The sequence below is a fragment of the Hyunsoonleella sp. J2K-J805 genome (assembly GCF_057167125.1).
Genome location: NZ_CM169901.1, coordinates 2,861,866 through 2,880,327 on the forward strand (window position 1 = coordinate 2,861,866; position 18,462 = coordinate 2,880,327).

General features: G+C 35.9%; 16 protein-coding genes. 11 read left to right on the forward strand and 5 right to left on the reverse strand.

Annotated elements, in window-relative coordinates:
• Positions 1 to 152: 152 nt before the first annotated feature.
• Entirely contained in the window at positions 153 to 1,202 is a 1,050-nt protein-coding gene (locus AC1B0Z_RS12705; protein WP_483792418.1) for an isoaspartyl peptidase/L-asparaginase family protein, read from the reverse strand.
• Between the two features lie 121 nt (positions 1,203 to 1,323).
• Here AC1B0Z_RS12705 and amaB point away from each other — a divergent pair, with 121 nt between their 5' ends.
• The 3 genes from amaB to AC1B0Z_RS12720 all read left to right on the forward strand — a co-directional run bounded on the left by amaB (position 1,324) and on the right by AC1B0Z_RS12720 (position 4,521).
• Positions 1,324 to 2,892 carry an L-piperidine-6-carboxylate dehydrogenase gene (gene amaB / locus AC1B0Z_RS12710; RefSeq protein ID WP_483792419.1) on the forward strand — a complete coding sequence of 523 codons (1,569 nt, stop codon included), beginning with the start codon at positions 1,324 to 1,326 and terminating at the stop codon, positions 2,890 to 2,892.
• 125 nt (positions 2,893 to 3,017) lie between these two features.
• Positions 3,018 to 3,953 (forward strand): OmpA family protein, encoded by a 936-nt coding sequence (locus tag AC1B0Z_RS12715; protein ID WP_483792420.1) that lies wholly within the window; start codon positions 3,018 to 3,020, stop codon positions 3,951 to 3,953.
• Between the two features lie 16 nt (positions 3,954 to 3,969).
• On the forward strand, positions 3,970 to 4,521 hold the full coding sequence (locus AC1B0Z_RS12720; RefSeq protein WP_483792421.1) for a hypothetical protein: 552 nt from the start codon (positions 3,970 to 3,972) through the stop codon (positions 4,519 to 4,521).
• A 256-nt stretch (positions 4,522 to 4,777) separates the two neighbouring features.
• Here the strand turns inward: AC1B0Z_RS12720 and AC1B0Z_RS12725 are convergent, their stop codons facing one another.
• The 4 genes from AC1B0Z_RS12725 to AC1B0Z_RS12740 form a co-directional block, all read right to left on the reverse strand.
• The gene (locus tag AC1B0Z_RS12725; RefSeq protein ID WP_483792422.1) at positions 4,778 to 5,761 is read right to left on the reverse strand and encodes an aldo/keto reductase; all 984 of its coding nucleotides are present in this window, start codon (positions 5,759 to 5,761) and stop codon (positions 4,778 to 4,780) included.
• Positions 5,762 to 6,077: 316 nt separating this feature from the next.
• Positions 6,078 to 7,211: a DUF5929 domain-containing protein gene (locus tag AC1B0Z_RS12730; RefSeq protein ID WP_483792423.1), complete on the reverse strand. Its 1,134-nt coding sequence runs from the start codon at positions 7,209 to 7,211 to the stop codon at positions 6,078 to 6,080.
• Positions 7,212 to 7,242: 31 nt separating this feature from the next.
• Positions 7,243 to 7,872 (reverse strand): HD domain-containing protein, encoded by a 630-nt coding sequence (locus tag AC1B0Z_RS12735; protein ID WP_483792424.1) that lies wholly within the window; start codon positions 7,870 to 7,872, stop codon positions 7,243 to 7,245.
• Complete coding sequence (locus tag AC1B0Z_RS12740) at positions 7,869 to 8,621, reverse strand: SDR family NAD(P)-dependent oxidoreductase (protein ID WP_483792425.1); 753 nt, start codon at positions 8,619 to 8,621, stop codon at positions 7,869 to 7,871. Before AC1B0Z_RS12740 ends, AC1B0Z_RS12735 begins: the two co-directional genes overlap by 4 nt.
• Positions 8,622 to 8,874: 253 nt before the next feature.
• Here AC1B0Z_RS12740 and AC1B0Z_RS12745 point away from each other — a divergent pair, with 253 nt between their 5' ends.
• From AC1B0Z_RS12745 to AC1B0Z_RS12780, 8 genes are all read left to right on the forward strand, one after another.
• Complete coding sequence (locus AC1B0Z_RS12745; protein ID WP_483795306.1) at positions 8,875 to 9,876, forward strand: AAA family ATPase; 1,002 nt, start codon at positions 8,875 to 8,877, stop codon at positions 9,874 to 9,876.
• A gap of 117 nt (positions 9,877 to 9,993) precedes the next feature.
• Positions 9,994 to 10,860: a DUF58 domain-containing protein gene (locus tag AC1B0Z_RS12750; RefSeq protein WP_483792426.1), complete on the forward strand. Its 867-nt coding sequence runs from the start codon at positions 9,994 to 9,996 to the stop codon at positions 10,858 to 10,860.
• 14 nt (positions 10,861 to 10,874) lie between these two features.
• A complete protein-coding gene (locus AC1B0Z_RS12755) occupies positions 10,875 to 12,536 on the forward strand; it encodes a BatD family protein (protein WP_483792427.1) in 1,662 nt (553 codons plus the stop codon).
• Positions 12,536 to 13,543, forward strand: coding sequence for a vWA domain-containing protein (locus AC1B0Z_RS12760; RefSeq protein WP_483792428.1), 1,008 nt, complete (start codon positions 12,536 to 12,538; stop codon positions 13,541 to 13,543). Before AC1B0Z_RS12755 ends, AC1B0Z_RS12760 begins: the two co-directional genes overlap by 1 nt.
• Before the next feature lie 119 nt (positions 13,544 to 13,662).
• Positions 13,663 to 14,700, forward strand: a complete 1,038-nt coding sequence (locus AC1B0Z_RS12765) for a VWA domain-containing protein (protein WP_130964814.1) — start codon at positions 13,663 to 13,665, stop codon at positions 14,698 to 14,700.
• A 207-nt stretch (positions 14,701 to 14,907) separates the two neighbouring features.
• The gene (locus AC1B0Z_RS12770) at positions 14,908 to 15,744 is read left to right on the forward strand and encodes a tetratricopeptide repeat protein (protein ID WP_483792429.1); all 837 of its coding nucleotides are present in this window, start codon (positions 14,908 to 14,910) and stop codon (positions 15,742 to 15,744) included.
• Positions 15,745 to 15,817: 73 nt separating this feature from the next.
• Positions 15,818 to 17,590: a BatD family protein gene (locus tag AC1B0Z_RS12775; RefSeq protein WP_483792430.1), complete on the forward strand. Its 1,773-nt coding sequence runs from the start codon at positions 15,818 to 15,820 to the stop codon at positions 17,588 to 17,590.
• A 1-nt stretch (position 17,591) separates the two neighbouring features.
• Entirely contained in the window at positions 17,592 to 18,353 is a 762-nt protein-coding gene (locus tag AC1B0Z_RS12780) for a tetratricopeptide repeat protein (protein ID WP_483792431.1), read from the forward strand.
• The last annotated feature ends 109 nt before the right edge of the window (positions 18,354 to 18,462 follow it).

Genomic DNA, 18,462 nt, shown 5'->3' on the forward strand with positions numbered 1-18,462 from the left:
CCTTAATCCCCTCCTAGGAGGGGAAACTGTTACGGTTAGTTTCAAGGTGTTTTCCTAAAGAATTTTATCATTTACCTGAGATTACAAGCAAATTAGGTTGTGGTAGTTGAGGGTTAGCTATTTATAAGTATTAAAGATATCAAAATGTTACATTATTTCTTGTACATTCCAATATATAATTCCCCTTTATCATTCATAGTAGCTCTAAACATACCCGGTGTATTAAACTCCATAGCTATATTTCCAGAGGCGTCCAGCGCAATTATACCACCATTACCTTTACCATCTCCAACTTTCGATAATTTATTTTGAATCACTTCTTTTGAAGCCTCCTCTAAACTTAAACCTTTGTATTCCATGAGTGCAGAAATATCATAAGCCACCATACCACGAATAAAGTATTCGCCCCAACCCGTACTGGATACGGCGCAAGTGTTGTTATTGGCATAAGTACCAGCACCAATAATAGGAGAATCGCCAATGCGCCCCCAGCGCTTATTGGTCATACCTCCAGTAGATGTTCCTGCTGATAAGTTTCCATGCTTATCTAACGCAGCACAACCTACAGTTCCAAATTTTGAGTTTTGGATGCCGGCATCATAAAACGAGGCTACTTTTTTTTGTTCTGAAGCTTTTACACGTTCCAGTGCCTTCATACTTTTTTCAGTGTAGAAATAAGAAGGGTCAACCATATCTAAACCTTGCTCCTTTGCAAAAGTTTCAGCGCCTTCTCTCGCAAGCATCACATGTGGCGATTGTTCCATTATCGCTCTAGCTAAATCAATCGGGTTTTTAACGGTTTTAGTGCCTGCCGAAGCTCCTGCATTTAAGGTATTGCCATCCATAATTGAGGCATCGTGTTCGCACATGCCTTCATTGGTGTAAACACCGCCTTTGCCAGAGTTAAAAAGAGGTGAATCTTCCAGAATATTTATGGTTTTTTGTACTGCATCTAAACTTGTACCACCACCTTTTAAAATGTTATACCCAACGCGAATAGCTTCTTCTAACTTCTGACGGTATTCAATTTCTTTTGCGTCAGAAATATTATCTTTTCGAATATAACCAGCGCCACCATGAATAACGATGGCAAATTCTGTTTTTTCAGTTTGAACGGGTTCTTGTGTAGCTTCTAGTTTTACATCGTTTTTACAAGACGTTATCATCAAAGTGACACATAGTATGGGAAGGAACTTTTTCATATATCTGATGAATTTTTTGAGTCATAAAGATACTAATTTCAGTATTGAATAATTTTAATAAAAACAACTTTTTATTAGTATATTCGCAAATATTATTTCTATAACTGAATAATCAATAAATATGAAATCAGTAGCGGTTGAATTTGGCATTCAAAATGCATTGAAAATATTAGGAGTACACCCTTTAAATGAGGGGACTTCTACGGGGTCATTTCACTTTTCTCCCGATAACTATCGGGAGGACGATGTGATTGAAAGTTATTCTCCTGTAGACGGTCAATTAATTGGGGCGGTAAAAGCAACTACAAAAGAAGATTATGAAACAGTAATGAAAGTTGCTACAGCTGCTTTTAAAAAATGGCGTGTAATGCCCGCACCACAACGTGGTGAAATTGTACGTCAGTTTGGAGATAAACTGCGTGAAAAGAAAGAAGCTTTAGGAAAATTAGTATCCTACGAAATGGGTAAAAGTTACCAAGAAGGTTTGGGTGAAGTTCAAGAAATGATTGATATCTGCGATTTTGCAGTGGGATTGTCTCGTCAACTACATGGTTTAACCATGCATTCTGAACGACCGGGGCATCGTATGTATGAGCAGTATCATCCGCTTGGTGTTGTAGGTATTATTTCAGCTTTTAATTTTCCCGTAGCCGTATGGTCGTGGAATACGGCGCTAGCTTGGATTTGTGGTGATGTATGTGTGTGGAAACCGTCTGAAAAAACACCATTATGTGGTATTGCTTGCCAAAATATTATTGCTGAGGTTTTAAAGGATAATAATTTGCCAGAAGGTATTTCATGCTTAATTAATGGCGATTATAAAGTAGGCGAGTTTATGACCAAGGATACTCGGATTCCATTAATTTCAGCGACAGGTTCTACCAGAATGGGGAAAATCGTAGCGCAGGAAGTTGCAGGACGTTTAGGGAAATCACTTTTGGAATTAGGAGGGAATAACGCCATTATCGTCACCCCTGATGCCGATATAAAAATGACGGTTATTGGAGCAGTGTTCGGTGCAGTTGGTACTGCAGGACAGCGTTGTACATCAACACGTCGTTTAATCATCCATGAATCGGTTTATGATAAAGTGAAACATGCTGTGGTTGATGCCTATAAACAATTGCGTATTGGGAATCCTTTGGACGAAAACAATCATGTAGGCCCTTTAATAGATACAGATGCGGTAAGCATGTATAATGAAGCTTTAGAAAAAGTGGTTGAAGAAGGTGGGAAAATTATAGTTGAAGGCGGTGTGCTTTCAGGTGATGGATATGAAAGTGGTTGCTATGTAAAACCTGCCATAGCAGAAGCTAAACCAGATTTTAAAATTGTACAGCATGAAACTTTTGCTCCTGTATTGTATTTGTTAAAATATTCAGGTGAAGTTGAAAATGCCATCCACATTCAAAATAATGTTACTCAAGGATTGTCCTCTGCGATTATGACCAATAATTTACGAGAAGCCGAACGTTTTCTGTCGCATGCTGGCTCTGATTGTGGGATTGCTAATGTAAACATCGGGACATCCGGAGCCGAAATTGGTGGTGCCTTTGGAGGTGAAAAAGATACTGGCGGTGGGCGTGAATCTGGCTCTGATGCTTGGAAAATTTATATGAGACGCCAAACAAACACAATTAATTATACTACGGAATTGCCCTTGGCTCAGGGTATTAAATTTGATTTGTAGATTTTTAAAAAAATTAACATTTGTTAATTTTGTGACTTTTATTCAAATTGTGTTTCTTAAATTTGAGATGTAAGGTGTTATTTTTAAGACACTTAATTTTAATATTAATTAAACACTAACCAAAAATGAGTAAAAAACTTTCCTATATCTTGGGGATTGTACTCACTATTCTAATCGGTACTATTTTGTATATCTTTTTTTGTTGCAAAGCATGTTGTGACGAAAATGGCTGTAAACACGATAAAACCGATAAGACTAGTGTAGTAGAACCCGAGGTAAAATCTGCATCACAGAATGCATTTGCCATTAGTGATCCTGATGGTGATTTTAAATTGAAATTAAACGACAACTTCAATTTTAAAACCTCAAATTTTTCAATTTTAGAACCAGTTTCATCTAAAGTTGAAGAAGGTATTGTAAAACTTAAGGATTATTTAATTGGAAATCCGCTTAAAGATGTGAAGATTACTGGCCTTTACAAAAGCGATGAGGTAAATAATTCAGTATATCCAAATTTAGGTTTGGCACGTGCTAATGCTGTAAAAAACTATCTAGTATTACATGGTGTGCCATCCAAACAAATAGACACTTACGGAAAATTAGCGGATGATATTGTTCCTGATGATGCGGGTACTTTATTTGGACCTGTTAATTTTGGAATGTTAACAATGGATGACTCGTATAAGGCAACTTTAGAAGCATTGGAAAAAGCTTGTGATGCCGTAAGAGATAATCCTTTAGTACTTCATTTTAAAACTGGAGAGGCGGCTATAAATTTAACATCAGAACAACGCCAAAAAATGGCCGACATATCACATTGTGTTGATAAGTTGGGTGTGAAAGTATTAGTTGTTGGGCATACCGATAATACGGGTAATGCAGCAAACAATCTAACGCTAGGGCAAAAACGTGCAGATTTTGCAAAAAGTTATCTGGTTAAAAATGGCATTTTAGAAGGAAACATTGAAACCTCTTCTAAAGGACAGTCAGAACCAATTGCAGATAATACTACCGAAGCAGGTAAAGCACAAAATAGAAGAACAGTAATAACCATTAATTAAACATATAAATTAGATTATGAATTTTTTAGCAATACATATACCATGCTGGCTTATTCCGATTTTAGTAGGACTTATCTCAGCAATTTTAGGATACTTATTAGGAAAGCTTTTAGGTGGAGGCTCTGATAATAGCGACTGCGAAGATAGAGTTGCCAGATTACAGGCGGAATTAGATGCTTGTAGAAAAAGTAATCTGACTTTAGAAGGCGATTTAAAAACAACCAAGGCATCTTTAGCATCATCTCTTGCCGCGTCTAGCGCAACGTTAATTCCGTTTGATGCGGCCGCTGCCAAAGCTGTTTTTGGAAAAAAGGTTAAAGAAAACGATCTGACTCTTGTAGAAGGCATCGGTCCAAAAATTCAGGAATTATTCCATAATAATGATGTAAAAACTTGGAAAGCATTATCTGAATGTTCGGTAGATAAATGCCAAAGTGTGTTGAAATCTGGAGGAGAACGTTTTAAAATGCATAACCCAGGGACATGGCCTAAACAAGCACAATTAGCTTACGAAGGCAAATGGCAAGAACTTTTAAAATGGCAAGACGAACTTGATGGTGGTAAATAACCTATCATAGCTCTTAAATATTTAAACCGTTTCAGTAATGAAGCGGTTTTTTTTATTCAAATTAAACCTTATAAAGCCTAAACGGTTACTTTATACCCTCATCAATTAGCTCAACTTTTATATTAATGAAATCGTGTATATGAATATTTCACTAATTGTTCCTCTTTAGGTTAGGGAACTCCAACTTTTAGTATGGACTAAGCGGAGTCGAAGTATTTTATCCCTAATGCAAAACCAATCTTAGTGTTTTTGTGCTTTAGTAAACACCTCTAATTTCATTATGGACGTTGTTATGATAAAACTCTTCTAATTCGCCCATTAATTTATTAGAGAGCGAAGGTAAATCACTAACCTTTGAGTTTTCTATCACTTGTTTTGTTGAGCTTGCACCAGGGATAATCGTAGTTACCTCCTTATGGTCCAATATCCAACGTAAGGCCATTTGGGCCATAGATAAACTTTCTGGACAAAATGCTTTCAATTCATCAGATAATTTTACCCCAGTGTTAAAAGGAAGTCCAGCAAAAGTTTCGCCGACATTAAAAGCATCTCCATCCCGATTATAATTTCTATGGTCGTTTTCAAGAAACAAAGTTTCCGTTGTAAACTTTCCAGAAAGTAAACCACTCGCCAACGGTAAGCGAACTATAATTCCAACGCCTCTTTCATGTGCTTGTGGTAATAGCTCATCAGTTAATTTTTGTCTAAAAATATTGTAAATTACTTGAAGTGACTGTAGCTCGTCTTGTTCTAGACATACTAAACCTTGGGAGACGCTCTCTACGCTAGCTCCAAAATGAGCTATTTTACCTTCCTTCTTTAAAGTTCTTAGCCAATCAAAAACCTCTCCTTTTTTTAATTCTTCAGTAGGTATACAGTGTAGTTGTAACAAATCTATGCAATCTTTATTCAGACGTTTTCTAGATTTATTTACAGCTGTTCTTAATGCTTTCTCACTGTAATTATTTGGAAACACATTATCGCCACGTCCAAATTTAGTAGCAACTCTTATCGTTTTACCTGAGGTTTTAATAAATTCTCCAATAAGGGTTTCGCTTCTGCCATCACCGTATACGTCCGCAGTGTCAAAAAAATCAATCCCACTATTAAAAGCTTCATCCAGAATTTTTAATGCTTGTTTTTTGTCTATGGCATTACCCCAATCTGCACCTAATTGCCAGCAACCCAGTCCTATTTCGCTCACTTGAAACCCGTTATTGCCTAATTGTCTTTTTTTCATGTACTTATATTTTGTTGTGCCAAATTATTAGATATTGTACAGATTTCACAATACCAGTGAATATAAATTTAGTAAATCTAGAATTTTTTCTCTACCCGGTTAATATCAATAAATATTATGTTCTAATAATCAAACTTTTGAATTGGAAAAACTCGAGTGGATAATATTAAAAAAATGCAAAAAAAAACCTTGACACTCTGTTTTCGATTTGGAGCACAAGGTTTGATTAAATGATTAATAGCGGTGCAAACATACTATTTTTTCAGAATATAGAAATGGCCAAATGTTAAGTTATGGTTAAATTTATTAACAAATGTTAATTGTATTTTACTTTCCTTAAAATGCGCATGGCTTCTTTGTATAACAAGTAAATGCCATTCCCCTGATTTTTTAAATACGGTTTGGCTTCTCGCAATTTATCTATGGCGTTTTCAAAATCATTTAGGTAGCAAATCAAGTAAGTAGAAGGTAGGTTATTTAAGTCTAAAGCTTCTCTTTCTGTTAAGCTTAGTCCTTTTTTTAGTTTTTCTAAAAGTGCATTGTTGGTGTTGTAGATATGGTATAGCGTTTTTTTATTAAACTGTGGTGGTTCAAAAAGCAGTTTAGTTTCGATGTTATAACTGGCATTGTCCTGAAAATGGATTACCGTTTCTTCCAGTGGATAATATTTGTAGCTCTTTTGAAATCCTAAATTCACATACTCGATAATCTCAAACGTGTCTTCAGTAATTTTTATAGAAACTTCATCTAACGCAGAAAAAAACAAACGTACCTGCTCATTTATCAATTCTATATCTACTCTAGAATAGAACACTTCGTTTTTTACAGTTTTCTTTTGTCCAGCCCAACATACCACAAAGTATTCCTTAAACACTTTGTACTGCGCATTGAAATCCTTGCGCTTATTCATAAAATCCATTACGCCATCCAAAGTATGCTCAATATTGTTTTGAGCATTGTTTTCGATGGCTTCCACAATTTTGGAATTCACATCCTTGATATCACTTTCAAAAACCTTGGGCATGCTCATGCTGCCATCCCTAAAAAAAACAGAGCCGCCGTAATACTTCCAAATGTTTTTTCGCAAAGAGGTAAGCATTCCTGTTGGTCTTATAGTTACTAATCCTACTACTTTATCATCGGGTAAATGTGGAAACGGAATATTCTCGTATTGCACTATTGGCGGATGGGTTAAGTAAGCATTAATCAAATTTTGAATTTTACTATCATCAAAAAAATCAACGCCAATAATTTTATTGTCCTCATCCTCAACACCAATAACAATGTAGGAGTTGTTTTTAGGATTGCTATTGGAAAGCGCACAAATATGCTTTAAAAACTTAGCCTTACCTTCTTTTTGACTGATATCAATTTTTCGTTTTTTATCATAAAAACTGTTCTCATCATTATGAGCCAAAAGGTGTTTGATAAGTAGGCGTTTGTTAATCATAGCTACTTCCTGCGAAAGCAGGAATCTTATATTATAATAATTTTATTTCTTTTAAAATGTTTTCTTTTGCTTGGGCTTCATATTTATCTTGAAAAACATCAGTAAAATACAATGTTTTTCTTTTTATAAAATGATGCAACACTTTTTTACGTCCCTTTCGATACATAAAGTTGGGGTAAATAGCATATTCTTTTCTTATGTTCTTAATGTAATTTTGATACGTTTCCCAGTTACTTCCTAATATTGACAGATCAATATCTAAAAGAAATGCGTTATCATTATTTTCATTTTGAATGATTTCGTGTTTTTGGGTAGAAGTAATAAGATTTTGGATGGTTTTTATCGTTTTTTCACTATAATTCAACAAATTCAGCCTGTTTTTAGATAAAATCGCGCTTTTTGCCTCATTATCCTTTCGAGAAGGTTTATAAATAATATCATGATACCAAATGGCAAATAAAAAAGTATTCCAATCAGTGATGTTCTTTTTTACATGTTGAGAAAGCGAAAGCATATGCCTAATGTGAGAAAGGTTGTGATAGTGACGAATTTTTAAACTGTATTGTTCATGAATCTCTTGCCATAAACGTTCGGTTAATTCTAGGTCGGAAGAAAAGGGTGTCACTAAATCGTACCATTCTTTTTTTAATTCAGTAATCATAATGATTTATTAACCGTAACACTATTCGCCTGCGCAGTGCAAAACATCAAAACATCAGCAATATTTACATGTGCTGGTCGGGTAACTGCAAAATGAATTACTTCGGCAACATCCTTTGCCTGTAATGCCTTAAACCCTTTATAAACGCCGTCGGCTTCCTTTCCACCTTTAAAACGTACTTTGGAGAATTCCGTTTCTACCAAGCCTGGGTTTATGGCACCTACTTTTACTCCAAACGGATTCAAATCTACGCGCATCCCTTCAGTTATTGCCAACACCGCATGCTTACTACCGCAGTACACGTTCCCCTTAGGGTATACTTCCTTTCCTGCGGAAGACCCAATATTAATGATGTGTCCAGATTTTCGAGCCGTCATTTGCGGAATAATAGCTTTGCTTACATATAATAAGCCTTTTACATTGATGTCCATCATAGCGTCCCAATCATCTAAACTACCGTCTTGTATTGGGTCTAAACCATGGGCGTTTCCAGCATTGTTTATCAAAATATCAATCTTGCTAAAATCCTTTGGTAATGAAGTAATGGCATCTAAAGTTGCTTGTTTGTTTCTAACATCAAAATTTAAAATATGTACATCGGTCAATCTACTTAAAGCCTCTTTAATGGTATTAAGTCTATTTAATCGTCTTCCACAGAGGACTAACTTAATACCGTGTTTTGCAAATTCGTAAGCGGTAGCTTCTCCAATCCCACTTGTAGCTCCTGTTATAAATGCTGTTTTTTCCATAGTTTATGATAATTCGAACTAAAAATACCTAAAAAGCTGGGTAAATCCCTTTCATTATGGAGAGATTTAATCATTATTTATTCACGATTTGTTGCCATTTAAGAGAATCTTATCATAATTAATGGTTAAAGTCAGGTTTCATCGTGTTTCGTTAATTTTTTTAACCAATTTTTAACAGGTTTCAAATAAAAATTTTAACAATTTGCATTGCTTAAAAAAATGGCGATAAATAGATCTCTTAAACTTAAAAATGATGGAAGAAACGAGTACAATTGATATTAAGTCTATAAACGAGAAAATTGAGAAGGAAAGTGCCTTTGTAGATTTGCTTACTTTAGAAATGAACAAGGTTATTGTAGGGCAAAAACACATGGTAGAACGTCTGTTGATAGGGCTTTTAGGACAAGGGCATATTTTGCTTGAAGGTGTTCCTGGTTTAGCAAAAACCTTGGCGATAAATACGTTGGCGCAAGCGGTTGACGGGGGTTTTAGTAGAATACAGTTTACACCAGATTTATTACCGGCTGATGTTACTGGGACATTAATTTATAACATGAAGGAGAACGATTTCTCCATTAAAAAAGGACCAATTTTTGCCAATTTTGTACTGGCAGATGAGATAAACCGTGCACCGGCCAAAGTGCAGTCGGCATTGCTTGAAGCTATGCAGGAAAAGCAAGTTACCATTGGGGATGAAACATTTGTCTTAGACAAGCCATTTTTGGTAATGGCAACTCAAAACCCAGTTGAACAAGAAGGAACTTACCCATTGCCAGAGGCACAGGTAGACCGTTTTATGTTGAAAACGGTAATCGATTATCCAAAATTGGATGAAGAGCAAATGATTATCCGCGCCAATTTAAAAGGTGCTTTTGAAAAAGTGAATCCTGTGGTGTCCTTAAAGCAAATCCTAACAGCTCAAGAAGCAGTAAGAGATGTGTACATGGATGAAAAAATTGAGAAATACATTTTGGATATCATATTTGCTACTAGATATCCTGAAAAATATAGACTTACCGATTTAAAACCACTCATTTCCTTTGGAGCGTCGCCTCGTGGTAGCATCAACTTAGCTACTGCAGCAAAATGTTATGCGTTTATTAAGCGCCGAGGGTATGTTATTCCAGAGGATGTTCGCGCCGTGGTTTATGATGTGTTGCGCCATAGAATAGGCATCACTTACGAAGCCGAAGCTGAAAATGTAACTTCAGAAAACATCATAAACAAAATTGTAAACGAGATAGAAGTACCTTAATTAGTTGGCAGTATTCAGTCATCAGTCTTCAGTTCTTACTCGAATGTAAACTGAAAACTCATACTGAATGCTATTTTTAGACTGCTTACTGCATACTGAACACTGCACACTTAAAAAATGGATACTAAAGAATTACTAAAGAAAGTACGCAAAATTGAGATTAAGACACGACGGTTGTCTGATCATATTTTTGGAGGTGAATATCATTCTACCTTCAAAGGGCGTGGTATGACTTTTAGTGAAGTACGACAGTATCAATTTGGCGACGACGTTAGAAATATAGATTGGAATGTTACAGCCCGTTACAGCGAACCGTTTGTGAAGGTTTTTGAAGAGGAACGGGAATTGACCATGATGTTAATGGTGGATATTTCTGGTTCGGAGTTGTTTGGTACAGAACAGCAATTTAAAAATGAAGTCGTTACAGAAATTGCGGCAACTTTAGCATTTTCAGCAACGCAGAATAATGATAAAATAGGTCTGATTTTGTTTTCAGATCAAATCGAATTATACATTCCGCCTAAAAAAGGACGCTCGCATGTTTTACGTATTATTCGCGAGTTGATTGAGTTTAAGCCAGAAAGTAAACAAACCAATATTGCGGAAGCATTGAAGTTTTTAACCAATGTGATGAAGAAAAAAGCAATTGTGTTTGTATTGTCTGATTTTATTGCAGATGATTATGAGCGCACTATGAAAATAGTGTCTGGAAAGCACGATGTTACAGGAATAAGGGTTTATGACAAGCGCGAGGAGGACATCCCAAATCTTGGTGTGGTACAAATGCAGGATGAGGAAACGGGGGAACTAATGTTGGTAAACACCACATCAAAAAAGGTACGTCAAAATTACGCCAAGTTTTACAGGGATAAAGTGAATTATTTTAAAGAAACGTTTTCACGGTCTGGAGCTGGGGTTATTGATTGTAGGGTTGATGAAAGCTACGTAAAAAAGCTGTTGGGTTATTTTAAACAAAGAGGATAAAGGATTAACGATTTATGAGTAACGAATTACGATTTATGAAAGCTAAATACACCGTCTTCGGTCTTCCGTTGTCGGTCATTTTTTCTTTTCTTTTTATCCAGTTTTCTTTTTTCTCTTTCGCCCAAGTTACATCGTCCATCGATTCTACCTCCATAAAAATTGGAGAACAAATTACATATAATATTCAAGTTGAAACTGATACAACAAGTTTAGTAGTATTTCCAGAAGGGCAAACCTTTAGTCCCTTAGAGATGATTGAGTCTTATCCTATTGATACGGTAAAGAACCGAGACAAATTCAACTTAATAAAAAAATATGGTTTAACGCAATTTGATTCTGGTGCTTACACTATTCCACGTCAAAAAATAATAGTTGGCGACAACACATTTTTTACGGATTCCTTAAAGGTTGAAGTAAGAAATATTGAAGTAGATACCACCAAACAAGGGCTTTATGACATAAAACCTATTATCGAAGTAAAGAAGCGTGGTGGTAATTGGTGGAAATATTTACTGATAACCCTCTTGGTGATTGGTGTGATTGCAGCAGCTTTATGGTGGTTTATATGGCGACAAAAACCATTAACCGAAGAAGAAAAAATTGCCTTATTGCCGCCTTATGATAGAGCAAAATTGGCATTACAAAAACTGGATGAAAGCCATTATTTAGAACACCAACAGTTGAAAGATTACTATTCAGAATTAACACTGATAATTCGGAAATATTTAGATGAAAAGGTGTATGACCATTCCTTAGAGAGTACTACGGACGAATTGATAAGTAAGTTGCGCTTATTAAAAGATGGTAACCAAATTGATTTAAGTGTTGAAACAATAAGGAACTTAGAAAGTATCTTGAGAAGAGCCGATTTGGTGAAATTTGCAAAGTCGGCACCAGATGTGGCTTTAGCCGAATTGGACAGAAAAACGATAGATGCAGAAATTGACCATGTAAAAGAGGTGTTACCAGAGCCTACTGAAGAAGAAAAGCTTTTAGATGAGCAATATCGTGAAGAGCAAGAGCGCAAAAAGCAACGTAAAAAGATTTGGTTAACAGTTGGAATTAGCGTGTTTTTGCTACTTGCCGCATTAACAGGGCTTTCCTTCAAATATGGTTTTGATTATGTAAAAGATACCATTATCGGACATGAAAGCAAGGAATTGCTGGAGGGCGATTGGGTTACAAGTCAATACGGTGTACCACCAATAACCATTTCTACACCAAGAGTTTTAAAACGTATGCCTGCTCCTGTTCCCGAGGAGGCGAAACAACAGGTAGATATGACCATGTTTGGTTATGGAAGTATTTTGGAAGGGTTTCATGTTTATGTTATTACAACAAAAGTGAAAAACCTTGGTAAAAATAAAATAGAACTAGAGCAAATTGCAGAGCAAAGCATTAAGATGATTGAACAGCAAGGTGTTGAAAATATGCTTGTGAAAAATGATAAGTTTACTACTCCAAATGGTGCCGAAGGATTAAAAGTACATGGTACAGGGAATTTCCCAACGTTGGTAGAAGGTAAGAAACAACGCGGTGAGTATACGCTTTTATTGTTTAACGCTGGTAATATATTTCAGCAAATTGTAATCACGACTAAGGAAAATGATGTTTACGCCAATGAGATTGAAGAGCGTATTTTAAATTCTGTTGAACTTAATACCGACGAGGAATAATGCTAGAAGGAATTCAGTTTTTAAATAAAGAATTGTTTTGGTTGCTACTGCTATTGCCGGTAGCTATTGCATGGTATATTTTTAAGAATAAAAAGCAGACGGCAGAGCTAAAAATATCGAGTCTAAAAGGATTTAAGGTTACCAATTCGTGGCTGCCAAAATTAAGACACATCCTGTTTATATTCCGTCTTTTAGCATTAGGCCTATTAATTACGGCCCTCGCAAGACCACAAACCGTTGATGTGTCCAGTAAAACGAAAACTACCAGAGGTATTGATATAGTGATGGCTATTGACGTTTCGGCAAGTATGTTGGCGAAAGATTTAAGTCCAAATCGATTAGAGGCTCTAAAAGATGTAGCTTCAGAGTTTATAAAAGGAAGGCCTAACGACCGAATTGGTCTTGTGGAATACGCAGGGGAAAGCTATACCAAAACACCAATTACCAGTGACAAGGCTATCGTATTACGTTCCTTAAAAAGTATAAAGTACAACACTATTATTGAAGGCGGGACAGCCATTGGTATGGGTTTAGCTACTTCGGTAAACCGATTGAAAGACAGTAAAGCCCAAAGTAAAGTTATCATTTTGTTAACCGATGGTGTAAACAATACAGGATTTATTGACCCGAGAACCGCAAGTGAATTGGCAGTAGAATACGGTATAAAAACCTATACTATTGGGTTGGGAACAAATGGTATGGCACTATCACCAGTGGCGATTGATTCCAGGACAGGGCGTTTTCAATACGGTAGAATTCAAGTTGAAATAGATGAAGAACTGCTTAAAGAAATAGCCGATGCCACTGGAGGTAAGTATTTTAGAGCTACGAACAACGAAAAGTTAGAAGCGATTTACGAGGAAATAAACAAGCTAGAAAAAACAGAAATTGAGGAATTTAAATTTTACAATTACGAAGAAAAATACAGGCCATTAGTGCTGCTCGCAGGATTAATGTTGCTGCTAGAGTTACTGTTGAGATTTACTGTTTTTAGAAGTTTTGTATAAGTTTTTTGTTATTTCCGCGAAGGCGGAAATTTTATAATAATAATTTAAAGTAAATAAAAAGGTGGTTAATTAGGTTTGAATTCTAACTGTGGACTACCACTGAATACTGAGACTGAAATATGTATCAATTAGATGAAAAAATATGGTTTTGGACGCTGGGAATTATTCCAGTAATCGTCCTATTCTTTTTGGTGCTTCAATTTTGGAAATATAGAACACAAAAGAAATTTGCCGACAAGGAGTTGCTTAAAAAACTAAGCCCTGATAAATCGGTTTTTAAATCGGTTTTAAAAATTGCTTTGTTATGTTTAGCGTTTCTGTGCTTAACGATAGCTATGGTAAATCCAAAAATTGGAACCAAGCTAGAAACTGTGAAGCGCGAAGGTGTTGATATTGTATTTGCGGTTGATGTTTCCAAAAGTATGTTAGCTGAAGATATTGCACCAAACCGATTGGAAAAAGCAAAACAATTGGTAACGCAAATCATCAATAATCTGGCTAGTGACCGCGTTGGGATTATTGCATATGCAGGTAAAGCATTTCCACAGTTGCCGATAACAACCGACTATGCTTCTGCAAAAATGTTCCTAAACAATATGAATACGGATATGTTGTCGTCGCAAGGAACAGCGATTAACGAGGCTATAAAACTGGCGACCACTTATTTTGATGATGAGGAGCAAACCAACCGTGTACTAATTATCATTTCAGATGGGGAAGACCACAGTGAAGCTGCTATTGATGTTGCTGAAGATGCCAATGAAGAGGGTATCCGCATTTTTACCATAGGGGTTGGTGATGTAAAAGGAGGCCCAATTCCTCTAAAAAGAAATGGTGTAGTTATAAGTTATAAAAAGGATAATCAAGGTGAAACCGTGATTACAAAGTTGAATGAAGAGACTTTAAAAGGTATCGCCGCAGAAGCGGATGGAGCCTACATTAACGGAAAAATTACCAATGATGTCGTTGAAAATATAAGGGAGATTTTAAACAAAATGGATAAAACCGAATTTGAAGCCAAACAATTTGCTGATTTTAAAGATCAGTTTCAATGGTTTCTAGGTTTCGGTATTTTCTTTTTGTTACTTGACATCTTTTTACTGGAGCGGAAAACGGCATGGTTAAAGAAGTTGAATTTATTTAATGAGAACTTATAGATGAGACGGGTTTTAGGGAAAGCCTCGGTTTTAGCTGGTATGCCCGCGTTAGGGATAGAACGGTATGTTTGAAATCCCCGACGAAGGAGGGATTGAGTAGTGAAAGCCCGACCCGACCTAAAGAGGGTAACGCCCAAATTTATATTTTTTTTAACGCTATAAAAAACAGGGTTTTATAATTTAGAAAGAGTAAGTAAAACAGGAATCATGAAAAAGCTAGTTGTATTAATCATATCATGTATTTCCCTTCTTGGGTTTTCGCAAGAGGATAAAGAGCGATTATTGGCTGAGAAAAAAGCAAATAATTATGTTTATGAAGCCAATGAATTGGTAAATGAAGATTTTGTTGCTGCGGAAATGGAATACAGAAAGGCATTGTCGAAACAGCAGGATAATATTGCGGGTTTATACAATTTAGGAAACTCTTATTACGAAAAAGGCAATTTTGAGGAAGCGTTGTATCGGCATCAGCAAACTGCAAAATTAGCGATTTCAAAAGAAGCAAAGCACAAAGCTTTTCATAATATGGGCAACGTTTTGATGAAAAATAAAAAGTGCAAAGAGGCGGTTGAGGCGTATAAGAGTGCTTTGAGAAATAATCCTTCTGACGATGAAACCCGTTATAATTTAGCTTTGGCAAAGGAATGTGCGAAACAACAGGAAGACGAAAATAAAGACGACGAGAATAAGGACGATAAAGATAATAGCGACGATAAGAAAGACGAAGAAAAGGAGAACGAGGACAAGAATAAGGAGAATCAGGACAATAAAGAGAACGAAGATAAAGACGATAAAAAGGAGGACGGAAAAGACGAAGAGGACAAGAAAGACGAGAAAAAACCTGAGGATAAAAAAGACGATAAAAATAAAGGAGATAAAGAGAAGGAGGAGAAGAAAAAACCACAGCCAAAACCAGGACAATTATCGCCACAGCAAATTAAAAGTTTGCTAGAAGCTATGAATAATCAGGAGAAAAAGGTGCAAGAAAAAATGAATGCCGAAAAGCAAAAAGGTGTAAAGGTTAAGACGGAAAAAGATTGGTAGTTTAAAAAAATTACAGTCTTAGTTGACAATAGCCCGAAATGATTATATAATCTTGTAGTTGTGTGATAACAGAATGAAAGCATTTAAGGACATAACAATTTTTCTAATAATACTTGCCACAAGTATTGCCGCTGCACAGGTTAAATTTGAAGCCAAGGTTAGCAAGAAAAAACTTGGTATAAACGAACGTTTAAGGGTAGACTTTGAAATGAACAAGGATGGAGACAATTTTAACCCTCCAGGTTTCAATGGGTTTACTGTAATTGGAGGTCCAAATCAGTCGGTAAGTAATTCGTGGATAAATGGTGTACGTACTTACAAAAAGACATATAGTTATTTTTTAGCACCGAAGAAAAGAGGTGTATTTAATATAGGGCAGGCAACCATTGAAATTGAAGGCGAAATCTATAAAACCACACCTATAAAAGTTGAGGTAACTGCGGCAATAGACAAGCCGAAAAACCCCAATGACCCTAGTTACGTTGCCACAAATAATATTCATTTAGTTGCAGAGGTTTCTAACTCCACGCCATATTTAAATGAGGCTATTACTGTAGTTTACAAACTTTATGTGGCACCTACAACTGGTGTTGATAATTGGAGGGAAATAGACATTCCAAGATATGATGATTTTTGGAGCCAGAATATAGACACCCAAGGCCAACGTGTACAAAATGGTACTTATCAAGGCGAAGATTATCGATATCTAGTTTTACGAAAAACCGTGTTATATCCTCAGCGAACCGGTAAGCTTAATATAGAGCCACTAACCCTAAACGTATCGGTACAAGTGCCAACCAATAGACGCGATATTTTTGGAAGTCGTTTGATGACCAGAGTGAATAGAACGGTTTCTGCTGGGAACAGAACAATTAATGTAAAACCATTACCAGAAGCTGGGAAGCCAGCCGATTTTAGTGGTGCCGTGGGCGATTTTAGTTTTAAAGTTACTACTTCAAAAACAGAGTTGGATGCAACAGAATCATTGCAAGCCAAGGTTGAAGTGCGAGGGAAGGGAAATTTGAAGTTATTTAATTTGCCTAAAATGAATTTACCGAGTTCTTTAGAGGTGTATGAGCCTGAGCATAAGGAAAACGTTAGCACTACATCCCGAGGTATGCAAGGAAGTACTTCTGACAATTATACTATAGTGCCGCAATATAAAGGGAAGTATCCCATTCCAAGTATTTCGTTCTCATATTTCGATTTGAAAACCGAAAGTTATAAACGTTTGTCTTCTGAAGAAATTATAATAGATGTATTGGACGGTCCAATAAATAATGCATCCAATGCATCAAATAACACAAACAATGTTGTAAAGCAACAAATAAGAACTGCTAGCAACCAATTTGCATTTATAAAAATCAAAACAGATTTCGTCCCTAAGAAAAAAGCGTACTTTTTTAAGACTAAATTATTCTGGAGTTTACTATTAGGGCCTTTTTTAGTTATTCCTTTGGCTATTGTTTTAAGAAAGAAAAAGGCAACAAGAGATGCTGATGTAGTTGGTAACAAGAGAAGAAAAGCTGATAGACTGGCACGAAAATATTTAAAAGGAGCCAAAAGAGAATTAGGTAAAAAAGAAGCCTTTTATGAAGCTCTAGAAAAGGCCTTACATAATTATCTCAAGGCGAAATTACATATTGAAACTAGTGAGTTAAGTAAGGATAGGATACAAAGCTTACTCATAGAAAGAGATGTGGAAACTGATGTAGTAAGTGATTTTATTGCCATCTTTGAAAACTGCGAATTGGCGCGTTATACGCCAATTACAAACGTTACTATGCAGGAAGATTACCAAAAGGCAGCAAAAACTATTTCTTTAATTGATAAACAGGCACGTTAGGATGAAACATGTAATGTACATATTAGTGGTTCTGCTATGTTTTACTAAAGTTGAAGCTCAAAACAACGCTCTTTTTGAAGAAGGGAATACCTTGTATAACGAAGGCAAATATGCTGAAGCCATCGATAAATACATGGCGATCTTAGAAACTGATAAACATTCTCCTGAGTTGTACTATAATCTTGGAAATGCTCATTACAAGCTTAATAATGTTGCGCCAAGTATTTACTATTTTGAAAAAGCATTACGCTTAAAACCAAAAGATAAGGATATAAGAAACAACCTAGCGTATGCAAATAATATGACTATCGATGCCATTGAGGATGTGTCAGAAGTAGGTTTTTCAAAGTTGATAAAGCGCGTTACCAATACCTTTAATTTTGATACTTGGGGTAAAATTGCGGTGGCTTGTGCTATTGTATACGTTATTTTGGTTTTACTCTATTATTTTTCATATTCCTCAGTGAAAAAGCGTATTTCTTTTATCGCTAGTGTTGTCTGTTTATTGTCTTTATGCATAGCTTTGGCTTTGGCTTTTAACAAGTACGACTTGGATAAAAAGGATAATCCGGCTATCGTATTTGCTCAAGAATCTCAAGTAAAAACTGAGCCTAACTTAAGAAGCGAAGAGTCTTTCAGGTTGCACGAAGGTACCAAGGTGCAAATACTTGATACCGTAAACAACTGGAAAAAGATTAAGCTTGTAGATGGTAAAACAGGATGGATAGTAAGCGAGGATATTAAACTTTTAGATGACTTTTAGTAATTAAAATAGCTTGAGATTTAGTTACATTAGGGCTGGTCGAGTTCTACTAATCATTCCTAATACTTTTAAATCAGCTATAAATAGTGAATCTCCAATGCTTATTCTT